General features: G+C 68.7%; 13 protein-coding genes. 9 read left to right on the top strand and 4 right to left on the bottom strand.

Annotated elements, in window-relative coordinates; all coding sequences use genetic code 11:
• Positions 1-402: 402 nt before the first annotated feature.
• The 9 genes from dnaB to OXG79_04515 all read left to right on the top strand — a co-directional run bounded on the left by dnaB (position 403) and on the right by OXG79_04515 (position 12,020).
• A complete protein-coding gene (dnaB, locus tag OXG79_04555) occupies positions 403-1,737 on the top strand; it encodes a replicative DNA helicase (protein ID MCY3783038.1) in 1,335 nt (444 codons plus the stop codon).
• Positions 1,738-1,757: 20 nt separating this feature from the next.
• The gene (locus OXG79_04550) at positions 1,758-2,936 is read left to right on the top strand and encodes an iron-containing alcohol dehydrogenase (GenBank protein MCY3783037.1); all 1,179 of its coding nucleotides are present in this window, start codon (positions 1,758-1,760) and stop codon (positions 2,934-2,936) included.
• A 230-nt stretch (positions 2,937-3,166) separates the two neighbouring features.
• Positions 3,167-5,809: a preprotein translocase subunit SecA gene (gene secA, locus OXG79_04545; GenBank protein ID MCY3783036.1), complete on the top strand. Its 2,643-nt coding sequence runs from the start codon at positions 3,167-3,169 to the stop codon at positions 5,807-5,809.
• An 11-nt stretch (positions 5,810-5,820) separates the two neighbouring features.
• Positions 5,821-6,952, top strand: a protein-coding gene (gene prfB, locus OXG79_04540) for a peptide chain release factor 2 (protein MCY3783035.1) whose coding sequence is annotated in 2 segments (ribosomal slippage) — positions 5,821-5,904 and positions 5,906-6,952 — 1,131 coding nt in all. Because the reading frame shifts where the segments join, the coding sequence is not laid out codon by codon here.
• Positions 6,949-8,250: a peptidase MA family metallohydrolase gene (locus OXG79_04535; protein MCY3783034.1), complete on the top strand. Its 1,302-nt coding sequence runs from the start codon at positions 6,949-6,951 to the stop codon at positions 8,248-8,250. Before prfB ends, OXG79_04535 begins: the two co-directional genes overlap by 4 nt.
• A gap of 66 nt (positions 8,251-8,316) precedes the next feature.
• Complete coding sequence (locus OXG79_04530; GenBank protein ID MCY3783033.1) at positions 8,317-8,997, top strand: ATP-binding cassette domain-containing protein; 681 nt, start codon at positions 8,317-8,319, stop codon at positions 8,995-8,997.
• Entirely contained in the window at positions 8,990-9,880 is an 891-nt protein-coding gene (gene ftsX / locus OXG79_04525) for a permease-like cell division protein FtsX (protein MCY3783032.1), read from the top strand. The genes OXG79_04530 and ftsX overlap by 8 nt, the downstream gene beginning before the upstream one ends.
• An 11-nt stretch (positions 9,881-9,891) precedes the next feature.
• Positions 9,892-10,593 (top strand): ATP-binding cassette domain-containing protein, encoded by a 702-nt coding sequence (locus OXG79_04520; GenBank protein MCY3783031.1) that lies wholly within the window; start codon positions 9,892-9,894, stop codon positions 10,591-10,593.
• Positions 10,594-10,703: 110 nt separating this feature from the next.
• Positions 10,704-12,020: a S41 family peptidase gene (locus OXG79_04515; GenBank protein MCY3783030.1), complete on the top strand. Its 1,317-nt coding sequence runs from the start codon at positions 10,704-10,706 to the stop codon at positions 12,018-12,020.
• 69 nt (positions 12,021-12,089) lie between these two features.
• Here OXG79_04515 and OXG79_04510 read toward each other — a convergent pair whose 3' ends face one another.
• The 4 genes from OXG79_04510 to OXG79_04495 form a co-directional block, all read right to left on the bottom strand.
• A complete protein-coding gene (locus OXG79_04510; GenBank protein MCY3783029.1) occupies positions 12,090-13,178 on the bottom strand; it encodes a PASTA domain-containing protein in 1,089 nt (362 codons plus the stop codon).
• 80 nt (positions 13,179-13,258) lie between these two features.
• The gene (gene smc, locus OXG79_04505; protein MCY3783028.1) at positions 13,259-16,846 is read right to left on the bottom strand and encodes a chromosome segregation protein SMC; all 3,588 of its coding nucleotides are present in this window, start codon (positions 16,844-16,846) and stop codon (positions 13,259-13,261) included.
• Between the two features lie 3 nt (positions 16,847-16,849).
• Positions 16,850-17,575, bottom strand: coding sequence for a ribonuclease III (gene rnc / locus OXG79_04500; protein ID MCY3783027.1), 726 nt, complete (start codon positions 17,573-17,575; stop codon positions 16,850-16,852).
• Between the two features lie 102 nt (positions 17,576-17,677).
• Positions 17,678-18,631 carry a branched-chain amino acid transaminase gene (locus OXG79_04495; protein ID MCY3783026.1) on the bottom strand — a complete coding sequence of 318 codons (954 nt, stop codon included), beginning with the start codon at positions 18,629-18,631 and terminating at the stop codon, positions 17,678-17,680.
• Positions 18,632-18,640 lie beyond the last annotated feature (9 nt).

The following is an 18,640-nucleotide window of genomic DNA, read 5'->3' as shown; positions in this document are numbered from 1 at the left end:
CTGGAACCCCGCCATGGCCAGCTAAACCCGTCACCGGCCACACAGTTGCTCTCCCATCTAGGGAGAGGGGACCGGACGGCGATCCGACCAAGCGAGCAAGCTGCACGGGCGGGTCTGAGACCCGCCCCTACACCAGACACCCAGAGCGGCTGCCGGTTCGACCGGGCTGGATGCCGGCCTTCGCGGGAGTGACGGGGGAACGTGGACCGCCGCACTCAGTGCCGATAAAGGGCGTGTTCGCCTTATGTATGGTAGTTTGGTTGACGAATCTCCCGGCCCCTGGCTGTGGATTGTGGGGGCGTGCCGCTAGTCCTCGATTGCGTACGAGAAGCCATGGCGGGTCGTTTCAGGCGTCGCTAATGTCGTGCCGCCATTGATCCGCGAACGGACGGTGTTGCCGCTGTGACGACCGAGATCGAACGACTGCCGCCCCAGGACCTGGATGCCGAGCGCTCGTTGCTGGGCAGCTTGCTGATCGACTCGGATGCCGTGAGCACGGTGAGCGGCAAGATCCAGCCCGACGACTTCTACCGCGAGCAGCACCGCGCCATATTCGAGGCCGTCACCAACATCGCTTCGCGGAACGAACGCTCGGACTCGGTGACGGTATCGGACGAGTTGCGCCGGACGGAGAGCCTGGAGCTCGCGGGCGGTCCGCCGTATATCGCCGACCTGATCAACGCGGTGCCCACGGCGTTCCACGTAGAGCACTACGCCTCCATCGTGCGGCGGACGGGCATCCTGCGGCGGATCATCCAAGCGGCGACGCAAATGGCCGGCGCGTCCTATCGCGCGGGCGCCGACCCCGACGACGTGCTGGACCTGGCCGAGAGCCTCATCTTCAGCATCGCCAACGAGATGGGGACGCGCGACTTCGAGTCGCTGCGCGCGGTGATGCACGTGTTCGAAGAGCAACTGATGTTCCGGCTGCAACATCGAGGCGTCCTGAGCGGCGTGGCGACCGGCATCGGCGAACTGGACCGGTTGACGGGCGGCCTGCAGCGCTCCGACTTGATCGTCCTGGCGGCGCGGCCCGGCATGGGGAAGACGGCGTTCGCCCTGCAATTGGCGCTGCACGCCGCCATGCACAACGACGTGCCGGTCGGCTTCTTCGCGCTGGAGATGCCGGGACATCAGCTGGCGCAGCGGATCGTGGGCAATCGCGCCCGCGTCGACTCCATGCGGATTCGGGACGGCGAGCTCAGCGACGCGGAGATTGCCAAGGCCGTGGAGGCTATGGCCGAGCTTGCCGAGTACCCAATCCTGATCGACGATTCGCCGTCGCTGACCGTGCTCGAGCTGCGGGGGAAGGCCCGGCGCATGCACCTGGAGCACACTATCGGGTTGCTGATCGTCGACTACTTGCAGCTGATGAGCTCGGCGACCTACCGCGACAACCGGGTGCAAGAGATCACCGAGATCACCCGCTCGCTGAAGTCGCTAGCCCGTGAGCTCAACATTCCGGTCGTGGCCTGCGCCCAGCTCTCGCGCGCCGTCGAGCAGCGACCGAATCCCACGCCCCGGCTTTCGGACCTGCGCGAGAGTGGGTCCATCGAGCAGGACGCTGACGTCGTAGTCTTCCTGCACGAGCCCGAGCGCGACGACGAAGTGATTGGAAAGCCCGTGGACCTGCGCCTGACGATTGCCAAGCAACGGAACGGGCCAGTCGGTGAACTGAACCTACGCTTCATTCGCTCGCTCGGGCGATTCGAGGAAGTCGCCGAGCAGTCGCTGTAGGGCCGCCAGAGGAGACCGTCATGGCCGATATGCCCCAGGGCCGAGACTTTCGCGTGCCACCCGTGATCCACGTGGGCGAGGGCGCCCTTTCACGGCTGCCGGAGACCCTGACCGACCTTGGCATCCAGCGCGCGGTGCTGGTGACGGATCGCGTGCTCGCCGGCGGACCATGGATGTCCGTCCTGCAGGCATATGCCGCCGAGGCCGAGGTCGAGTTGACCGTGGACGCCGCGCTCGGCGCGGAGCCCACGACGGACGACGTGGACCGCGCGCTGGGGCACATTCGCGCGAGCGACGCGGATGGCGTGATCGCCTTCGGCGGCGGCAGCGCCATCGATACGGCCAAGTCGGCGGCCGTCCTGGCGGGGAATCCGGGCGGGCTGCCCGACTACGAGGGCTACGAGCGAATTCCTCGTCCGGGGCTGCCGGTGATTGCGATCCCCACCACCGCCGGCACCGGCGCGGAGGTGACGCGCGGCGTGGCGGTCACGGACCCGGTGCGCGACGTGAAGATGCTGCTGATGAGCGCGCAGCTGGTGCCGGCGGCGGCCATCGTCGACCCCGCGCCGACCATCAGCATGCCGCCGGGGGTGACGGCCTCGACGGGGCTCGACGCGCTGACGCACGCCATCGAGGCGTACGTCTCCCGCAAGAGCTATCCCCTTACCGACGCGCTGGCCATCGACGCCGTCAAGCGCATCGCCGGGTCGCTGGTGCGGGCGTATGAGTGCCCGGACGACCTGGAGGCCCGCGACGCGATGGCGCGGGGCTCGCTGCACGCGGGCATGGCGTTTCACAACGCCTCGGTGGCGCTGGTGCACGGCATGTCGCGGCCCATCGGCGCCCTGTTCCACGTCCCGCACGGGCTCTCAAACGCCATGCTGCTGCCCGCGGTGATGGCGTTCAGCATTCCGGGAGCGGTGGCGCGCTATGCCGACATTGGGCGCGCCATGGGCGCGGCCGACGCCGGCGACACGGACGAAGCGGCCGCCGCGAGCGCCATGCGGATGGTGGAGGAGCTCTGCGCCCAGGTCGAGGTGCCGACGCTGGCCGCATGGGGCGTCGATCGCGAGGCCTTTCGTCGCGCCATGCCCAAGATGGCGCGCGACGCGCTGGCCAGCGGCAGTCCGGGCAACAATCCCCGGCTGGCCTCCGAGGCCGAGATCGTGGAGCTGTACGAGCAGGTGATCGGGCTCTAGGCCGCGCGTTTCGGTCGGCGGCAGTTGAGCTCCCGTTGTGGTTCGACTGGCTCACCACGAACGGGATGGCCAGTTGCCGATTGACAAGCGCGGATGGATTCCCGCCTTCGCGGGAATGACGAAGGGTTATGTGACTCGACGCCCGGTTGGCGATGCCACGGTTGGGCGGCGAATCCGCCGATATACTCGACTGACGTAACGGCCGCGAGCGGCCGGACCATCTTGCTGCCATGGCCCTGGGCATTCTGAAACACCTTGTCGGCGACGACGCCGAGCGCACCGCGCGACAGCTTCGACCTCGCGTGGGTGAGATCAACGCGCTCGAACCCGAGACGCAGCGGCTGTCGGATCGGGAGTTGCTTGGCGTCACCGACGAGCTGCGCGAGCGGCTGGCGTCGGGCGAGTCGCTGGACGACCTGTTGCCGGAGGCCTTCGCCGCCGTGCGCGAGGCTGTGCGCCGGCACACGGGCGAGCGGCAGTTCGACGTGCAGCTGATGGGCGGGATGGTGCTGCACGACGGCGACATTGCCGAGATGCGCACGGGCGAGGGCAAGACCTCGGTGGCGGCGCTGGCGGCCTATCTCAACGCGCTCGAAGGCCGCGGCGTGCACATCGTGACGGTGAACGATTACCTGGCGGCGCGTGACGCCGGCTGGTATGGCCGAGCCCTCGTGGAGCGGCTGGGGCTGACCGCCGGCGTGATCCAGCACGACCTGCCGCCCGACGATCGGCGCGCGGCCTATGCGGCCGACCTGACCTACGGCACGAACAACGAGTTTGGCTTCGACTATCTGCGCGACAACATGGTGCACGACCTGGCGCACCGGGTGCAGCGCGGGCTCAACTACGCCATCGTGGACGAGGTCGACAACATCCTCATCGACGAGGCTCGAACGCCGCTCATCATCTCGGGGGCCGCCGAGGAATCCACCGACCACTACTACCAGTTCGCAGGGCTCGTGACGCGGCTGGATGCGGCCACGGACTTCACCGTCGATCTGAAGCTCCGCGCCGTGTCGCTGACGGAAGTGGGCATCTCGAAGATGGAGCGGCTGCTCAAGGTCGACAACCTGTACGACGAGAAGTCCTTCCAGCTCGTGCACTACCTGGAGCAGGCGCTGCGCGCGCAGGTGATGTACACGCGCGGCAAGGACTACGTGCTGTTCGCGAACGGCCAGGTCATCGATGGCCGCGATCGCCGGGCCGAGGTGGTGATCGTGGACGAGTTCACGGGCCGCCTGATGCACGGGCGGCGCTTCAGCGACGGCCTGCACCAGGCGATCGAGGCCAAGGAAAACGTCGCCGTGCAACGCGAGAGCCAGACGATGGCCACGGTGACGTTCCAGAACTACTTCCGCATGTACGACAAGCTCGCGGGCATGACGGGCACCGCCAAGACGGAAGAGCAAGAGTTTCAGACCATCTATGACCTCAACGTACGGGTCATCCCAACGCACCGCGAGATGATCCGGGACGACGCCCCGGACCTGGTCTACGCCTCGGCCAGGGCGCGTGACCGGGCGGTGATCAATGGCATCGTCGCGTCCTACCGCGAGCGGCGGCCGGTGCTCGTGGGCACAACATCGATCGAGAAGTCCGAGGAGTTGAGCGGCATGCTGCGGCGCGAGGGCGTGGTGCACAACGTGCTCAACGCCAAGTACCACGCACAGGAGGCGCAGATCGTGGCCGAGGCCGGCCGGCTGGACGCCGTCACTATCGCCACGAACATGGCGGGCCGCGGCACGGACATCATCCTGGGCGGACGGCCCGAGGGGCGGTCGGCCGCACAGTGGCAGGCGGAGCACGACCATGTCATCGAGCTAGGCGGACTGCAAGTCCTCGGCACCGAGCGCCACGACGCCCGGCGGATCGACAACCAGCTGCGCGGTCGTTCCGGCCGCCAGGGCGACCCCGGCGCCAGCCAGTTCTTCGTGTCGCTGGAAGACGAGCTGATGCGGCGGTTCGGGTCGGACCGAATTCAGGGGCTGATGCATCGGCTCGGCGTGGAAGAAGACCAGCCGATCGAGAGCGGCATGGTGACGAAGGCCCTCGAGTCCGCCCAGACCAAGGTGGAAGCCCACAACTACGAGACGCGCAAGTACGTCATCGAATTCGACAACGTGGTGAACCGGCAGCGCGGCGTGATCTACCAACAGCGCGATCGCATCATCAAGGCCGAAGACCTGGTCGACATGGTGGGCGAGATGCTCGAGCGCGAAGTCGACCACCTGGTGGACGCACACGACATTTCCCCGCACACCGAGCCGGAGGAGCTGGAAGAGCTGGTGCAGTCATACCTGGCAATCACCGGCGGTCCCGCCCGCGGCCTGCGGGCGGACGACTTCGAAGGGCTGCGCGCGGACGACCTGCGCGAGGCGCTGCAAGCCCGCGCGCAGGAGGATTGGCACCGCAAGATCAAGGAGCTGCCGGACGACGCAGTGCAGCCGCTGCTGCGCTGGATCATGCTACAGAACACGGACTATCTCTGGGTGCAGCACCTGACCGCCATCGAAGACGTGCGGCAGGGCATCGGGCTGCGCGCCTATGGCCAGCAGGACCCGCTGGTGGCCTTCAAGCGCGAGGGCTTTCAGATGTTCGAGCAGCTGATGACCACGATGCAGTCCGACATTCTGCGGCGCGTGTTTCGGGCGCAGCTGCAGCAGCAGCTCCCGGCCAGCACCGTCCTTTCGCGGCACCGGGAGCAGGCCGCCGCAGCCGCGGCGGCAGCGCCCGCCGCGACTGCCGGCCGAGCCAACGGCAGCGGGGGTCAGGCGCCGCGGCTGACGCGCCGCGAGCGTCGACGCCGGGAGCGTGACGAAAAGAAGCGCGCCAAGCGCCAGGCGCGCCGAGGTAAGAAAGTCCGGTCGGGCTAGTCCGCCGCGCCATGCCATCCGCTCTCGACTCCGCCGACGTCTTGCAGTCCGCCCGCTCGCTGTGCGACCGGGTGCGTGACTTTCGGGGGCATCTTTGACCTCGCGGCCAACGCCGAGCGCCTGGCCGAGCTAGAGGCGCACATCGCCGAGCCCGAGTTTTGGGGCGACCAGATCCGGGCTCGCGACACCATGCGCGAGATCACGCGGCTAAAGTCGCAGATCGAGATCTGGGACGAGCTCGAAACGGCAGCCGCCGAGGTCCTGGAGCTGGCTGAGCTGGCGGACGCGGATGACGCCGACATGCTCGCCGACGTGTCGGCCGAAACATCCGCGCTGACACGCCGCCTCGACGCGCTCGAGACGCAGCTGCTGCTGGGCGGAGAATTCGACGACCACGATGCCTTCCTCTCGATCCAGTCCGGGGCGGGCGGCACGGAGAGCCAGGACTGGGCCGAGATGCTGCTGCGCATGTATTCGCGCTGGGCCGAGCGGCGCAAATGCCGCGCCGCCGTCATCGAGGTGTCACCCGGCGAAGAGGCGGGCATCAAGAGTGCGACGGTCCAGATCGAAGGCGACTTTGCCTATGGCTATCTGAAGGCCGAGCGCGGCGTGCATCGGCTGGTGCGCCAGTCGCCGTTCGACGCGGGTAACCGGCGCCACACCTCATTTGCCCGCGTGGACGTGATTCCGGTGCTGGAAGCGGCCGGCGACATTGAGATCGACCCGGCCGATCTCCGCGTCGAGACCTTTCGGGCCGGCGGTCACGGCGGGCAATACGTCAACAAGACCGACTCAGCGGTGCGCATCACGCATCAGCCGTCGGGCATCGTGGTGAGCTCCCAGAATCAACGGTCGCAGCACCAGAACCGCGAGGTCGCCCTGCAGGTGCTGCGCGCACGGCTGCTGGAACGCGACATCGCCGCCCGCGAGGCTGAGCAAGTGCGGCTGCGCGGCGACCTGAAGGCCGTGGACTTCGGCAGCCAGATCCGCTCGTACGTCCTGCACCCCTACCGCATGGTCAAGGACGTGCGCACGGGCGTTGAGGTCGGCAACGCGCAGGCGGTGCTTGACGGCGATCTCGATGTGTTCATCGACTCCTACCTGCGGGCGACGGCGCCTTCAACCGTGGAACGCCAGGCATGAGACGGCGCGTCGTCCGAGGCCCGCTCATCGCGCTGCTGGTAGCCCTGGCGCTCGTGGGGACATTGGCCACGCCGGCGGCCGCGGAACTCGATTCGGCGGTGCTCACCACGGAAGTGACGTTTGGCTCCGGCATCACATTTCACATGGAAATGCCCCATGCGGCCGCGGAGCCTGCCGGCGTCGAGGTGCGCTATGGGCTCCCGGACAGCATCGTGGTCCGCCGGTCGGCGGCGGAATTTGCGGTGGCCGACGGGCTCTTGCGCGCCACGTACGCCTGGGAGCCCCGCGACCCGCTGGTCGTCGGCACCGAGGTCGAGTACCGGTTCGTGATTCGTTCGGCCGATGGGTCGGAGTCTCGAACCGCCCCGGCGGCTGTGACCTACGTCGATGCGACGCTGCCCTGGACGACCGCCAGCGAAGGCCTGGTCGAGATTTGGTACTACGCCGGAGGCGAGGCGGTCGAGGCGGACGCGCGGGCCGGCATTCGCGCGGCCCTGGAGATCTTGCGCGACAGTTTCGGCGCCGAGCTGGAGCGACCGACACGGCTGTTCCTGTACGCCGACATCGCGACGATGCGGCGGGACCTGGGCGGTGGGGCGAGTCCGTGGGTCGGCGGCGCCGCGATTGCCGATTTGAATGTCACCGTGCTGCATGCCCCGGTGGTGAACCGCGATTCGCTCGACCTCCAGGCCACGGTTGCGCACGAGATCACGCATATCGTCCTGGAACACCGCACGCACAACTCGTTTGGCGGTCTGCCGGCCTGGCTCCACGAAGGCCTGGCCACAACCGTCGAGGCGGAGATCACGGAGCGATTCTCTTACGGCGACATCATGACGAGGCTCGTTGCCGAGGGCAATTTCGTTTCCCTACGCGGCATCACCGGCAGCTTTCCGGCGGACAGCCAGGCGGCCGTGAACGCGTATGCCCAGAGCAACTCGCTGGTGACGTACATCATCGAGACCTGGGGTAGAGAAGGCGTGGCCGCGCTGCTCGAGGCGTATGCGGGCGGCGTGTCCGACGACGAGGCGGTGCAGGCGGCGCTGGGCGTCTCGCTCCAGGAGCTTGATCGTGCGTGGCTGGGAACGCATGGGGTGGTGAGTCCGACATTTGAGTCCCTGGCGCAGCCCGAGGTCGCTGTGGCGATGGCGTCGCCGGACGGCGAGGGATCGTCGCCCGCCGGGCCGGCGCCCGAGCCCGTCGCTGCCGCGGCGGTCGCGTTTGCCTTGGTCGCGGCTGCGGCAACCGTGCTGCTTGTCCGGCGCGGACGCGTCGCGCGCGGATATGCTCGGCACTAACGTGAGCGGGGACCGCATATTGCAGCATCTCCGGGCACCAATCCGTGCGCGGCGCGGGCGACGGCCATGATCGTCCTGGAGGACGTGCACAAGGTCTATCCCAACGGCACCCAAGCGCTCAACGGCGTGAGCCTGGAGATTCCCGAGCGTGACTTTGCCTTCCTGGTCGGTGCCAGCGGCGCGGGCAAGACGACCATCATTCGACTCATCAACCGCGACGAGACCGTGACCACCGGCAGCGTGTTCGTGGAAGCCACCGACGTGACCCGGCTGCGGCGACGCGACGTGCCCCAGCTGCGGCGGCGCGTGGGCGTGATTTACCAGGACTACAAGCTATTGCCCTCGCTGACGGTTCGGCAGAACGTGGAGTTCGTGCTGAAGGCCACCAACGAGTTCGATCACCTGTCCGACGGGCTGGTGGAGGAGACGCTGGCAACGGTGGGGCTTACCCGGCGGACCAACCACTACCCACACCAGCTCTCGGGCGGCGAGCAGCAACGGACGGCCATCGCGCGCGCGCTGGTGCGACGGTGCCCGATATTGGTGGCGGACGAGCCGACGGGAAATCTCGATCAGGAATCCGGCTGGGAAACCATCCAGCTCCTCGTCCAACTCAACGCACGGGGCACCACGGTGGTGATCGCCACCCACAACCGGACGCTGGTCGACACGATGCGGCGGCGGGTGATTGAAATCGAGCGCGGGCGAGTGGTTCGGGACGAGCCCGAGGGTGGCTACTATGGCTAGGCTGCACGTCGCGCGCTACCTGCTCGGCTCAGCGCTCACGGGCCTCTGGCGCAACCGGACCATGACGGGCGGCGCCATCGTCACGACGGCCATCATGCTCATCACGCTGGCCGGGTTCCTGGCCATCAACGACACCCTGAACCAGATGGTGACGGCGCTGGGGCGCAAGAGCAACTTAATTGCCTATGTGCGCGACGAGGCGCGCCCCACGCAGGTCACGGCGATCATCGACGATCTGCGGACGCGGCCCGGCGTGGGCGAAGTCCAGTTCGTGTCCAAGGAGGACGCGCTGGCGATCTTCGAGTCGCGGTTCGTGGATCAGCGCGACATCCTGGACGTGTTGCAGAGCAACCCGCTGCCGGCCAGTGTGGAGCTCCGCCTCAACGATCCCTCCGTCGTCCCCGAGCTGGCGCAGGAGCTGCAGACGATGACCACGGTCTTCGACGACGTGGTGGTGCCGCTGGACGTGGTCGAAGAGGTGATTGGGATTTCCAACCTGGCCCGGGTGGCCGGCTCGGTGATCATCATCGCCCTGACCGGCGTGACGCTGTTCGTGATTGTCAACACCATTCGGATCGCCGTGTTCGCGCGGCGGCAAGAGATTGAAATCATGAAGCTGGTGGGCGCGACCGACTGGTTCGTGCGCGGTCCGTTCGTGGCCGAGGGCGCGATCATCGGCGGCATCGGGGCCGGCATCGCGGCCATTGCGCTGGTGGTGCTCTACGCCCAAGCCGCGCCGGTCGTCACGCGGATCGTGTCGTTCCTGCCGGTGTCGACGGACACCGACTTCGTGCGCAACCTGGCGGTCTTTACGCTGCTGGTGGGACTGATCGTCGGCAGCCTGGGCAGCTATTTCTCGGTTCGCCGCTACTTGTCGGTGTAAGGCGCGCCCGCGTGATCGTGCTGCAGTCGGTCACCAAGAGCTACGGCGACGTGCGGGCGGTGAACGGCGTGACGCTGGCGATCTCGCGCGGCGAGTTTGCGTTTCTGATGGGAACGAACGGGGCGGGCAAGACCACGCTGCTGCGCCTGATTTCCCGCGAGGAGCAGCCGGATGCCGGCGTGGTCCTCGTCGGGGGCGGCAATACCGCCGAGCTGACGGGGCCAAGTCTCACACGGCTGCGGCGGCGCATGGGCGTGGTCTACCAGGACACGCGCTTGCTGCCCAACGCCACGGTGGCCGAGAACGTGGCGCTGCCGCTCCGGGTGCGGGGCAGGGGTGGTGCTGATCTGACGTCCGACGTGAAGGCGGTCCTGGAGCGGGTTCGACTGGCCGACAAGGAATCGCGCTTCCCCCGGGAGCTTTCGGGCGGCGAGCAGCGGAAAGTGGCCATCGCGCGGGCGGTGGTCGCGAATCCCGAGATCTTGCTCTGCGATGAGCCGACCGAAAGCCTGAGCGCCGAGCGGGCGGCGGAGATCGTGGACCTGCTGCTGGACATCAACGCCGACGGCGTGACCACGGTGGTCGCCACGCACGACACGGGCACGGTGAACCGTCTGCGCCGGCGCGTGATCCATATGGGCGACGGCTGCGTGCAATCGGACACATTGGTTGGCTCCGCGGCGCAGCCACAGCCCACGAACGGTCCAGGCTAGGCCGACACTGGCATACTTGCTCCCCCCGGGAGCGCCAGCGTGGGCTGCGCCACCGACAGTGGCGTGGCGCTGCGCTAGGGTTTTGGGCGACATCGCCAAGGGCTCCTCGCATGAATCACAACCTGCGGACGGCCATGCTGCTTGCGGCCGCTGTCGTTGCCCTATGCGCGGTGTTCAGCGCGGGCTTCATTACCGGGACCATCGCCGGGGACCAGGGAATTCAGGCACGGGACCAGTTCGCCGGCGCCGTTGCCCCCGAACTGCCGGCTGACGTTGACGCCGACCAAGATCCTCGTCCGATGGCCTTTCCGACCGCGGACGCTCGGCCCGAGACGCCCGCCGAGTTCGACGACGTTGACTTCGCGCTCTTCTGGGAAGCCTGGAGCGTCATTCAGGACCACTTCTACGGCGGTCCTCTCGACCCGGAGGTTCTGCGGGAGGGCGCGATTCGCGGGCTGGCCGAGGCGACCGAGGATCAACACACGGTCTATCAGAATTCCGAGGAAGCCGAGCGCTCACGCGAGCGAATACGCGGCAGCTTCGTTGGTGTGGGCATCCGCATCGAGCTGCGCGACGAGACGCCGTTCGTGCTCACGCCGCTGCCCAACTCACCGGCTGAGCGCGCCGGGATTCGCGCCAATGAGTTCGTCGTCGCCGTCGACGGCGTATCCACGCGAGGTATGGCGCTGGACGAGTTCGGCCGGCGCGTGCGCGGCGAGGAAGGGACATCGGTGGTCCTCACGATGCAGCCCGAGGGGAGCGAGGAAACGCGCGATGTCAGCGTCGAGCGGGCGCGAGTTCTTGTGCCGTCGGTCACGAAGGATCGGTTCGACGAGATCGGCTATGTGCGTATCGCCAACTTCGGCAGCCGCACATCCAAGGAGCTCAGTGAGGCCCTGGACGAGCTCGAGGCGGAAGGCATCTCCGCACTCGTGCTGGACCTGCGCAACAATCCCGGCGGGCTGCTCGACGCGAGCGTGCGGGTGGCGGCTCAGTTCCTGGCCAGGGGCCAGACCATCCTGATCCAAGAACACCGCCATGAAGGCCGCACCCGCTGGCGGGTGCAGGATGAGGGTGGCGACACCACGACGCCGATCCTGGTGCTCGTGAACGGCGGATCGGCCAGCGCCTCCGAAATCGTGGCCGGCGCGCTCCAAGCGCACGGGCGGGCACAGCTGATGGGCGAGGAGACGTTTGGGAAGGGCTCGATGCAGGAGCTGCACCAGCTGTCCGATGAGTCCATCATGCGAGTGACGAGCGGCATATGGATCACGCCGAACGACGTGAATCTCAACGACTCGGGGCTTACGCCGGACGTGCCGCACGAATCCTCGGACGGGCCCTATGGCGGCGAGGATGACGCGCTCTTACAGGAGGCGCTGCGCCGGCTTGACGCCGACCGCATTCCGGACGTAGACCCAAAGTAGCCGTAAGCACGGCAGGCGGCCAACGTCGGGCGGGGGCGGGACACGCCTGCGCCGAGCCAGAGCCGCCGGTTATCCGCTTGGCGGAACCGCCTGCGGGTCCACGGGAATTGCCACCATGAGCCGCACGCTGAACCCGCGCGGGACACGCGCGCCGGCGCCGGGCTCCTGCTCCATGACCTGCTCGTCGGACACGCCCGCCGTGGGCAGCCGGGTGAGCGCGCCGATGAACAGGCCACGGTCGAGCAGCTCGCGCTCAGCCGCCGCGGCCGACATGCCGCGCAGCTCGGGCACCTCGATCTCACCCACGCGAACTACGGTCAACTCGACTTCGCCGCCTCGGGCGAGTGACGCGCCGGACGGGGGATGCTGGGACTCCACCACCCCGTTGGGCACGCTGCCGGAGTCCTTGTAGACCACCTCGGCCAGCGCGAGACCCGCAAGCTCGACCGCACGGCGCGCGTCGTCTTCGGAGCGGCCGGCGAGCGGCGGCACGGTGACGGTTTCGACGCCCCGGCTGAGGTGCAGCACCACGGCCGAGCGCCGATTGATCACGCTGCCGGCGATGGGATCCTGTCGCAGCACGTGGTCGGCCGGCACGTCGCGGCTGAACGCCGCGACCTCCAGCACCTGAAATCCGCCGGCGGCGAGCCGGGCGCGCGCCTCCGCCGCGGCGAGACCCACGACGCTGGGAATGGCCGCCTGCGGCAGTCCCAGGCTCAGCGTGGCCCGCAGCGGCTCCCCGGTGCTTCGAAGGCTGCCCGCGTCCGGCGTTTGGCGGCTGACCAAACCCTCTGCGACGGTTTCGCTGAAGTCTTCGTCGAACACGATGCGGAACTCGATGGCGGCTGCGGCGGACTCAGCGGCCGACCGGGTGAGCCCGAGCAATTCCGGCACGCTCGCTTGCGTGGCGCGGCCCTCGTCGGCTCGCGGAACCAGCAATGCCTCGGGGTTCGCCGCCTCCGGCGCCGGGGCGAGAAGAAGCTGGGCCTCGCCCAGGATCTCGTCGACGCCTTCCACCGGGTTCCCGATGACCGCCAAGATGAGGGAGAACGCCACAGCTCCGGCCGCCGTGACTCCGAGCAACAGCCAGGCGCGCGGCGAGGCGGTGCGGCTTTCGGGCGCCGGCCGGCGGGCGACCGGGACGCGTCGGCGGCCCATGGGGCGCCGCGGGGTGCGCGCGAGCAGCGCGGCCCATCTCCGGCTCGGGCTACGCCCGGTCATGCTGATTCCTGTGCCGGCTAGGTGAGGGACGGCGCCTTCGCGGTGGCTGCCCGGCCGTTCGCGGCTTGGTGACCGTTCGCCGCATGGTGACCGTTCACGCCGTTGGCCACGGCGCCGTTCAGCGACAGCGAGAGCAGGTCCGAAACGCCGTCCTCGTGCATGGTCACCCCGTAGATCGCAGCCGCCGACTCGACCGTGATGGCATTGTGCGTGATGACGAGGAGCTGGCTGCGGTCGGCGAGCTTGTGGAGCTGCCGGCAGAAACGCGCGACGTTGGCATCGTCGAGGGCGGCGTCGACCTCGTCGAGCACGCAGAACGGGCTTTGCCGCACATGCAGCAGGGCCATGATCAGCGCCGCCGCCACGAGGGCGCGCTCGCCGCCGGAGAGGGCGGCCAGCTCCTGCTTCCGGCGTCCGGGGAGCTTGACGTGGAATTCGACGCCGGTGGTCTCGACGTCATCGGGGGTCGTGAGCGCCATCGTGGCCGAGCCGCCGCCGAAGAGCTCGCGGAAGAGGCGGCTGAAGTGGGCGTTGATTTCGTCGAAGGTTGTGACGAATTGGCTGTGCAGCTCCCGCTGCAGGCGCGCCGTGAGGGCCCGCAGGTTCGCCTCCGCGCCCTCGAGATCGGCGATCTGCGACCGCGCATCGTCGACACGCGCCTGCTGCTCACGATATGTCTCGGGCGCCAGCGGGTTCAGCGGACCCAGCTCGGCGAGATCCCGCCTCAAGTCAGCGGCCCGCCGCTCGACGCGCCCGAGCGGCTCGTCGAGACGCTTCGGCGTCAGGTCCGCGAGACCCAGATCGTCGCAAGCTGAGCGCCGCAACTCGGCCTGCCGCTCAGCCAGCCGCTCCGTCTCACGCTGGGCCGCGGTGAGGTCCTCACCGACGCGTCGCTCTTCGTCCGCCCGCTGCGCGGCCTGCAAGTGGAGACGCTGCGCGGTCAGCCGGACGTCGAGCAGCTGACGCTCCGCGGCCCGCGAGGCCTCGCGCGCGGCCTCGGCCGCCGCGGCGGCTGCGTCGTGCTCGGCGCCCATGGCGTCGCACTCTTGGCGCGTCGCGGTGCGGGTGGCGGCGATCTCCTCGGCGAGCGCGGTCACCTGCTCACGCTCGGCCGTTACTTCTTGCAGTAATGCCGCGCGCGTGACGCGGCGGGCACGAAGCTCGGCCACGCGCGCCGTGTCGGCCCGATGCTCCGCGGTCGCCGCCGCGTGCTCGCGCTCCAATGCCGCGAGGTCGGCCGGGCCTCGTGCAGCCGAGCCTGCCTCCGCCGGCAGCGCGTTGAGCGCACGTTCGACATCGGCGCGCTCATCCGCCAGGCGTTTGAGCTCGGCGTCCAGCGCGGTTAGACGCGCCGCGGCGTCCGCATGCCGCTCCGCCAGCGTGGTTGCCCGGGCCGAGAGGCGTTCCGTCGCCACCGCGGCCACGGTGAGCGCCTCGCGCGCGGCGGCGTGCGCGGCGGTGCATTCGGCGCGGGCTTTGCGCGCGGCATCGGCTCGCGCCGTGGCTGCGCGCGCCGCTTCCGCTGTCGACTCCAGCGCCCGCGCCGACTGGTCGCGATCCCAGCCCGCTTGCGCGATGGCGTCGCCAAGGCTCTCCAGCCGTTCGGCGATGGGATCGGCTGTGGATTCCGTTGCGCCGATGCGAATTGACCCGTCGGCGTCAATGGCGGCGCCCGCGAGCGCCACGATCATGGGCACGGGACCGTTGGCGACGTGGTCCGCACGCAGACGCAGCGCCGCGTCAAGATCGGCCACGACGACGATCCGCCGCAGGAGACGGCGGAGCCTGTCGTCGCCAACGTTCACGTAGGCGTCGAGGCTGCCGAGCACGTTGGGGTCCGCCCGCATGTCGTCCGAGACTTCCGGCGCTGCGGAGGATTCGAGGAGACGCAGTCGCGCCGGGGCAAGGTCCAGGGCGCGAATGGCCGCGACGGCGGCCGATAGGTCGGCGCGATCGCGGATCATCCAGTCGTTGAGCGCATCGGACAGCGCCGCGTCGATCAGCGGCTCGTTGCGCGTGAGCGCGTCCGGCAGCAACTCGCGCAGCCGGCCCAGGACGCCGGGCACTCGCTCGCGCAGCGCCGCGTCGGTCGGCCCGGGTTCCCGCTGAGACGCCCGGGCAGTCTGCAGGGCGCGCCGCTCGGCCTGGAGAGTATCCAGCCGGCTGGCGCGGTCGGCCAGCAGGCGCTCGGCGGCCGCAAGGTCGTCGGCCCGCGCTTGCTGGGCCGCGTGCGCGACGCCAGCCTCGGCTTCGGCCGCCCGGTCGTCGTCAGCCGCCTGCTCGACGCGACTCCGCGCGTCCGCTACGTGCCGGGCGCTTGCCGCGGATTCCTGCTCGGCCGTCTGATGCGCCTGCGCCAGGCTAGCCTGCTCGCCCAAAAGGCGAGACTGATCTTTCGTCAGCTGCTCGGCGCGCTCGCGCACCATGGCGTCGCGGGCCGTGAGTTCCGCCAGCTTGCTTGCCTGCGCCTGCCGGACGGCGGCCGCGGCTCTCGCATCGGCCAATGACTCGTCGAGGCGTTCCAGTCGCCCGGCGCGACCTTCGACGCGCTGCACAAGCTCCTGGTATGTGCGTTCTTCCTGGGTGGATTCAGCTTCGAGCGCCGCTTGCCGCGCGCCGAGGGCTTGGGCGCGCGCGGGTACGTCGGCGGCGCGCGCCTCCAGATGCACCAGGCGTTCGCGCAACTGGTGCTGTCGAGCCTCCAGGGCGCCCAAGGCGCCGGCGGCCGCGGTTTCGTCTTCACGACACTGGCGCAGCTTGGCGTCATGGCTCTGCGCGTCCAACTCGGCCGCCGACGCTTGCCGTCGCAACTCGGCGGCGGGGGTTGCCGTGAGCGCCGCCATGCGCCGCGCCACGGTTTGCTCGCGCTCCTCGGCTTCGGCGATCTGTCGACCGACGGCGTCCAGCCGGTGCCGTAGCAGCGCAATGCGCGCGGCCCGCAGCTCGGATTCGAGCTCCCGACCATGCTCCGCGATTTCGGCCTGGCGCCGGAGGGTCTCAAGCCCCGGCTCGATTTCAGCCACGAGATCGCGCAGGCGCTCCAGGTTGCGGCGCGTCCCCGCGAGACGCCGCTCGGCCTGGTCACGGCGGGCCTGGAACCGGCCAATGCCCGCCACCTCTTCGAGGAAGCTGCGCCGCTCCTCCGGCCGCTGCCGGAGCGTCGCGTCGATCTGTCCCTGGCTCACGATCGAGGCGCCGCCGGCTCCGATGCCGCCCGCGCTCATCAGGTCGACAATGTCGCGGAGACGCACTCGTGCGCCGTTGAGCGTGTATTCGCTGTCCCCGGACCGAAACAGCCGGCGGCCAATGACGACTTCGGCGTATGGCGTGGGTAGCCAGGCGTCGGCGTTGTCGAACACCAGCAGGACCTCGGCCATCCCGGTGCGCGGACGCGACGCGGTGCCGCCAAAGATCATTTCCTCGGACCGGCGGACGCGAAGAGTTCGCAACGTCTGTTCCCCGAGCGCCCAGCGAATGGCGTCGGCGAGGTTGCTCTTACCCGACCCATTCGGGCCGACCACCGCGGTCACGCCTTGCGGCAGCTCGACGACGGTGCGCCGCGAAAACGTCTTGAAGCCTTGCAGCTCAATGCGTCGCAGATGCACCGCTCAGCCGCTCCCGTTCAACAGACGAAGCGCCGCGCGCGCCGCGTCCTGCTCGGCCCGCTGCTTGCTCGAACCTTCGCCCTGCGCCAGCTGCTCGTCGTCGACCGTGACGGCCATGCGGAAGCGGCGGTCGTGGTCCGGCCCGCTCGCGTCGACGAGTTCGTAGACCGGAGTCGCGGCGCGCTCGACGTGCAGTCGCTCTTGCAACTGGGTCTTGTAGTCCTTCTGCGGGCCGGCGCGGCCGCGGGCGCCCAGCGCGTCGCTGACGAATGGCGTAAGGAAGTCCCTTGCCGCTTCGAGACCGGCGTCGAGATATACGGCGCCGACCAGGGCCTCGAAGGCGCGGCCGAGCACCGAGGAGCGCTTGCGGGCGCCGGTCATTTCGGCGCCGCGCCCGAGCATCAGATGCGCCCCCAGGCCAAGCGTCTTGGCAAAGCCGGCCGCGGCGTTCAGATTGACGAGCGAGGCACGAGCCCGGGTGAGCTCACCTTCGTCATAGTCGGGATGACGCTGGAACAGCAGCTCGGTCGTCACGAGGCCGAGGACGGCGTCGCCGAGGAATTCCAGCCGCTCATTGGAGTCGGTTGGCGCCAGGTCGGCTTCGTTGATGAGCGAGCGATGCACGAGCGCCTGCCGCAAAAGGGCGGGGTTGGCGAACCGAACGCCCATCTGCGCCTGGAGCGCTATCGGCGCCTCGTGGGGCGCTGCGTCAGCCGCGGGTGCAGCCATGGGACGACCGGGCGGCGACTGAACGAAGGGTGCGTGGGACGAATGGACGAGTGGCCGTGCGGGGGAGCCGCGAACTCAGACGATGACCTCCTTGCCCCCCTGCTAGGTCTGCGCCGCCGGAACCGGATAGACCGGCGCACACCACGATCGATAGCGGGCGTTTCCGCCGCGCACGATGTCAAAGTATAAGTCCTGGAGCGCGCGCGTGACGGGACCGATGCCGCCGTCACCGATCACGCGCCCATCGACCTCGCGCACGGGCGAGATTTGCGCGCCCGTGCCCACCAGGAACAGCTCGTCGGCGATGTAGAGCTCGGTGCGGTCGACGCTGCGCTCAATGGTGTCGATCTGAAGCTCGTCGCGCGCGATTTGGATGACCGTACGCCGTGTCACGCCCTCGAGAATGTCATCGCTGACGGAGGGCGTGACCAGGACGCCGTTGCGCACGAGAAATACATTCTCGGCGGTTCCCTCGCTCACGTGGCCGTCCTCGGTGAGCATGATGCCTTCGTCGAAACCCGCCTCGACCGCCTCGGTTTTGGCCATCGCCGAGTTGACGTACAACCCGCTTACCTTGCCGCGAGCCGGAATCATGTTGTCGTTGATCCGCCGCCACGAGGCGATTGTGCAGCGAATCGGCCGCTCGACATCCAGATAGGGCCCAAACGGCACGACGAACATGGTGAACTCGTCGTCGATGAGCGCCGTGCCGTTTTCGGTCTGGCGAACCATGCTCAAACCGATTTGGCACGCCGCCTTGTAGACGAGCGGCCGCACGTACACGTCTTCCTGAAAGTCGCCCGACCGCACGAGCGTCCGGGCGATTTCCACCAACTCATCGTCGGTGTGCGGGATCTCCATACGAAGGATCTTGGCGGACTGTCGCATCCGCTCGAAGTGCTCAGGCGCGCGGAACAGGTACATCTGTTCGTCGTCTTCATTCCAGTATCCGCGGATGCCTTCGAACACGCCGGTGCCGTAGTTGAGCGCATGCGTCATGACGCTCACCTTGGCGTCGGCGAAATCCACAAACGAGCCCTGAAAGAAGGCCTTCACGGGCTGATC

It is taken from the genome of Chloroflexota bacterium (assembly GCA_026706485.1).
Taxonomy (GTDB): Bacteria; Chloroflexota; UBA11872; order UBA11872; family UBA11872; genus JAJECS01.
Note: the sequence above shows the minus strand (reverse complement) of the source record. Positions and strands in the feature narration are given on the sequence as shown.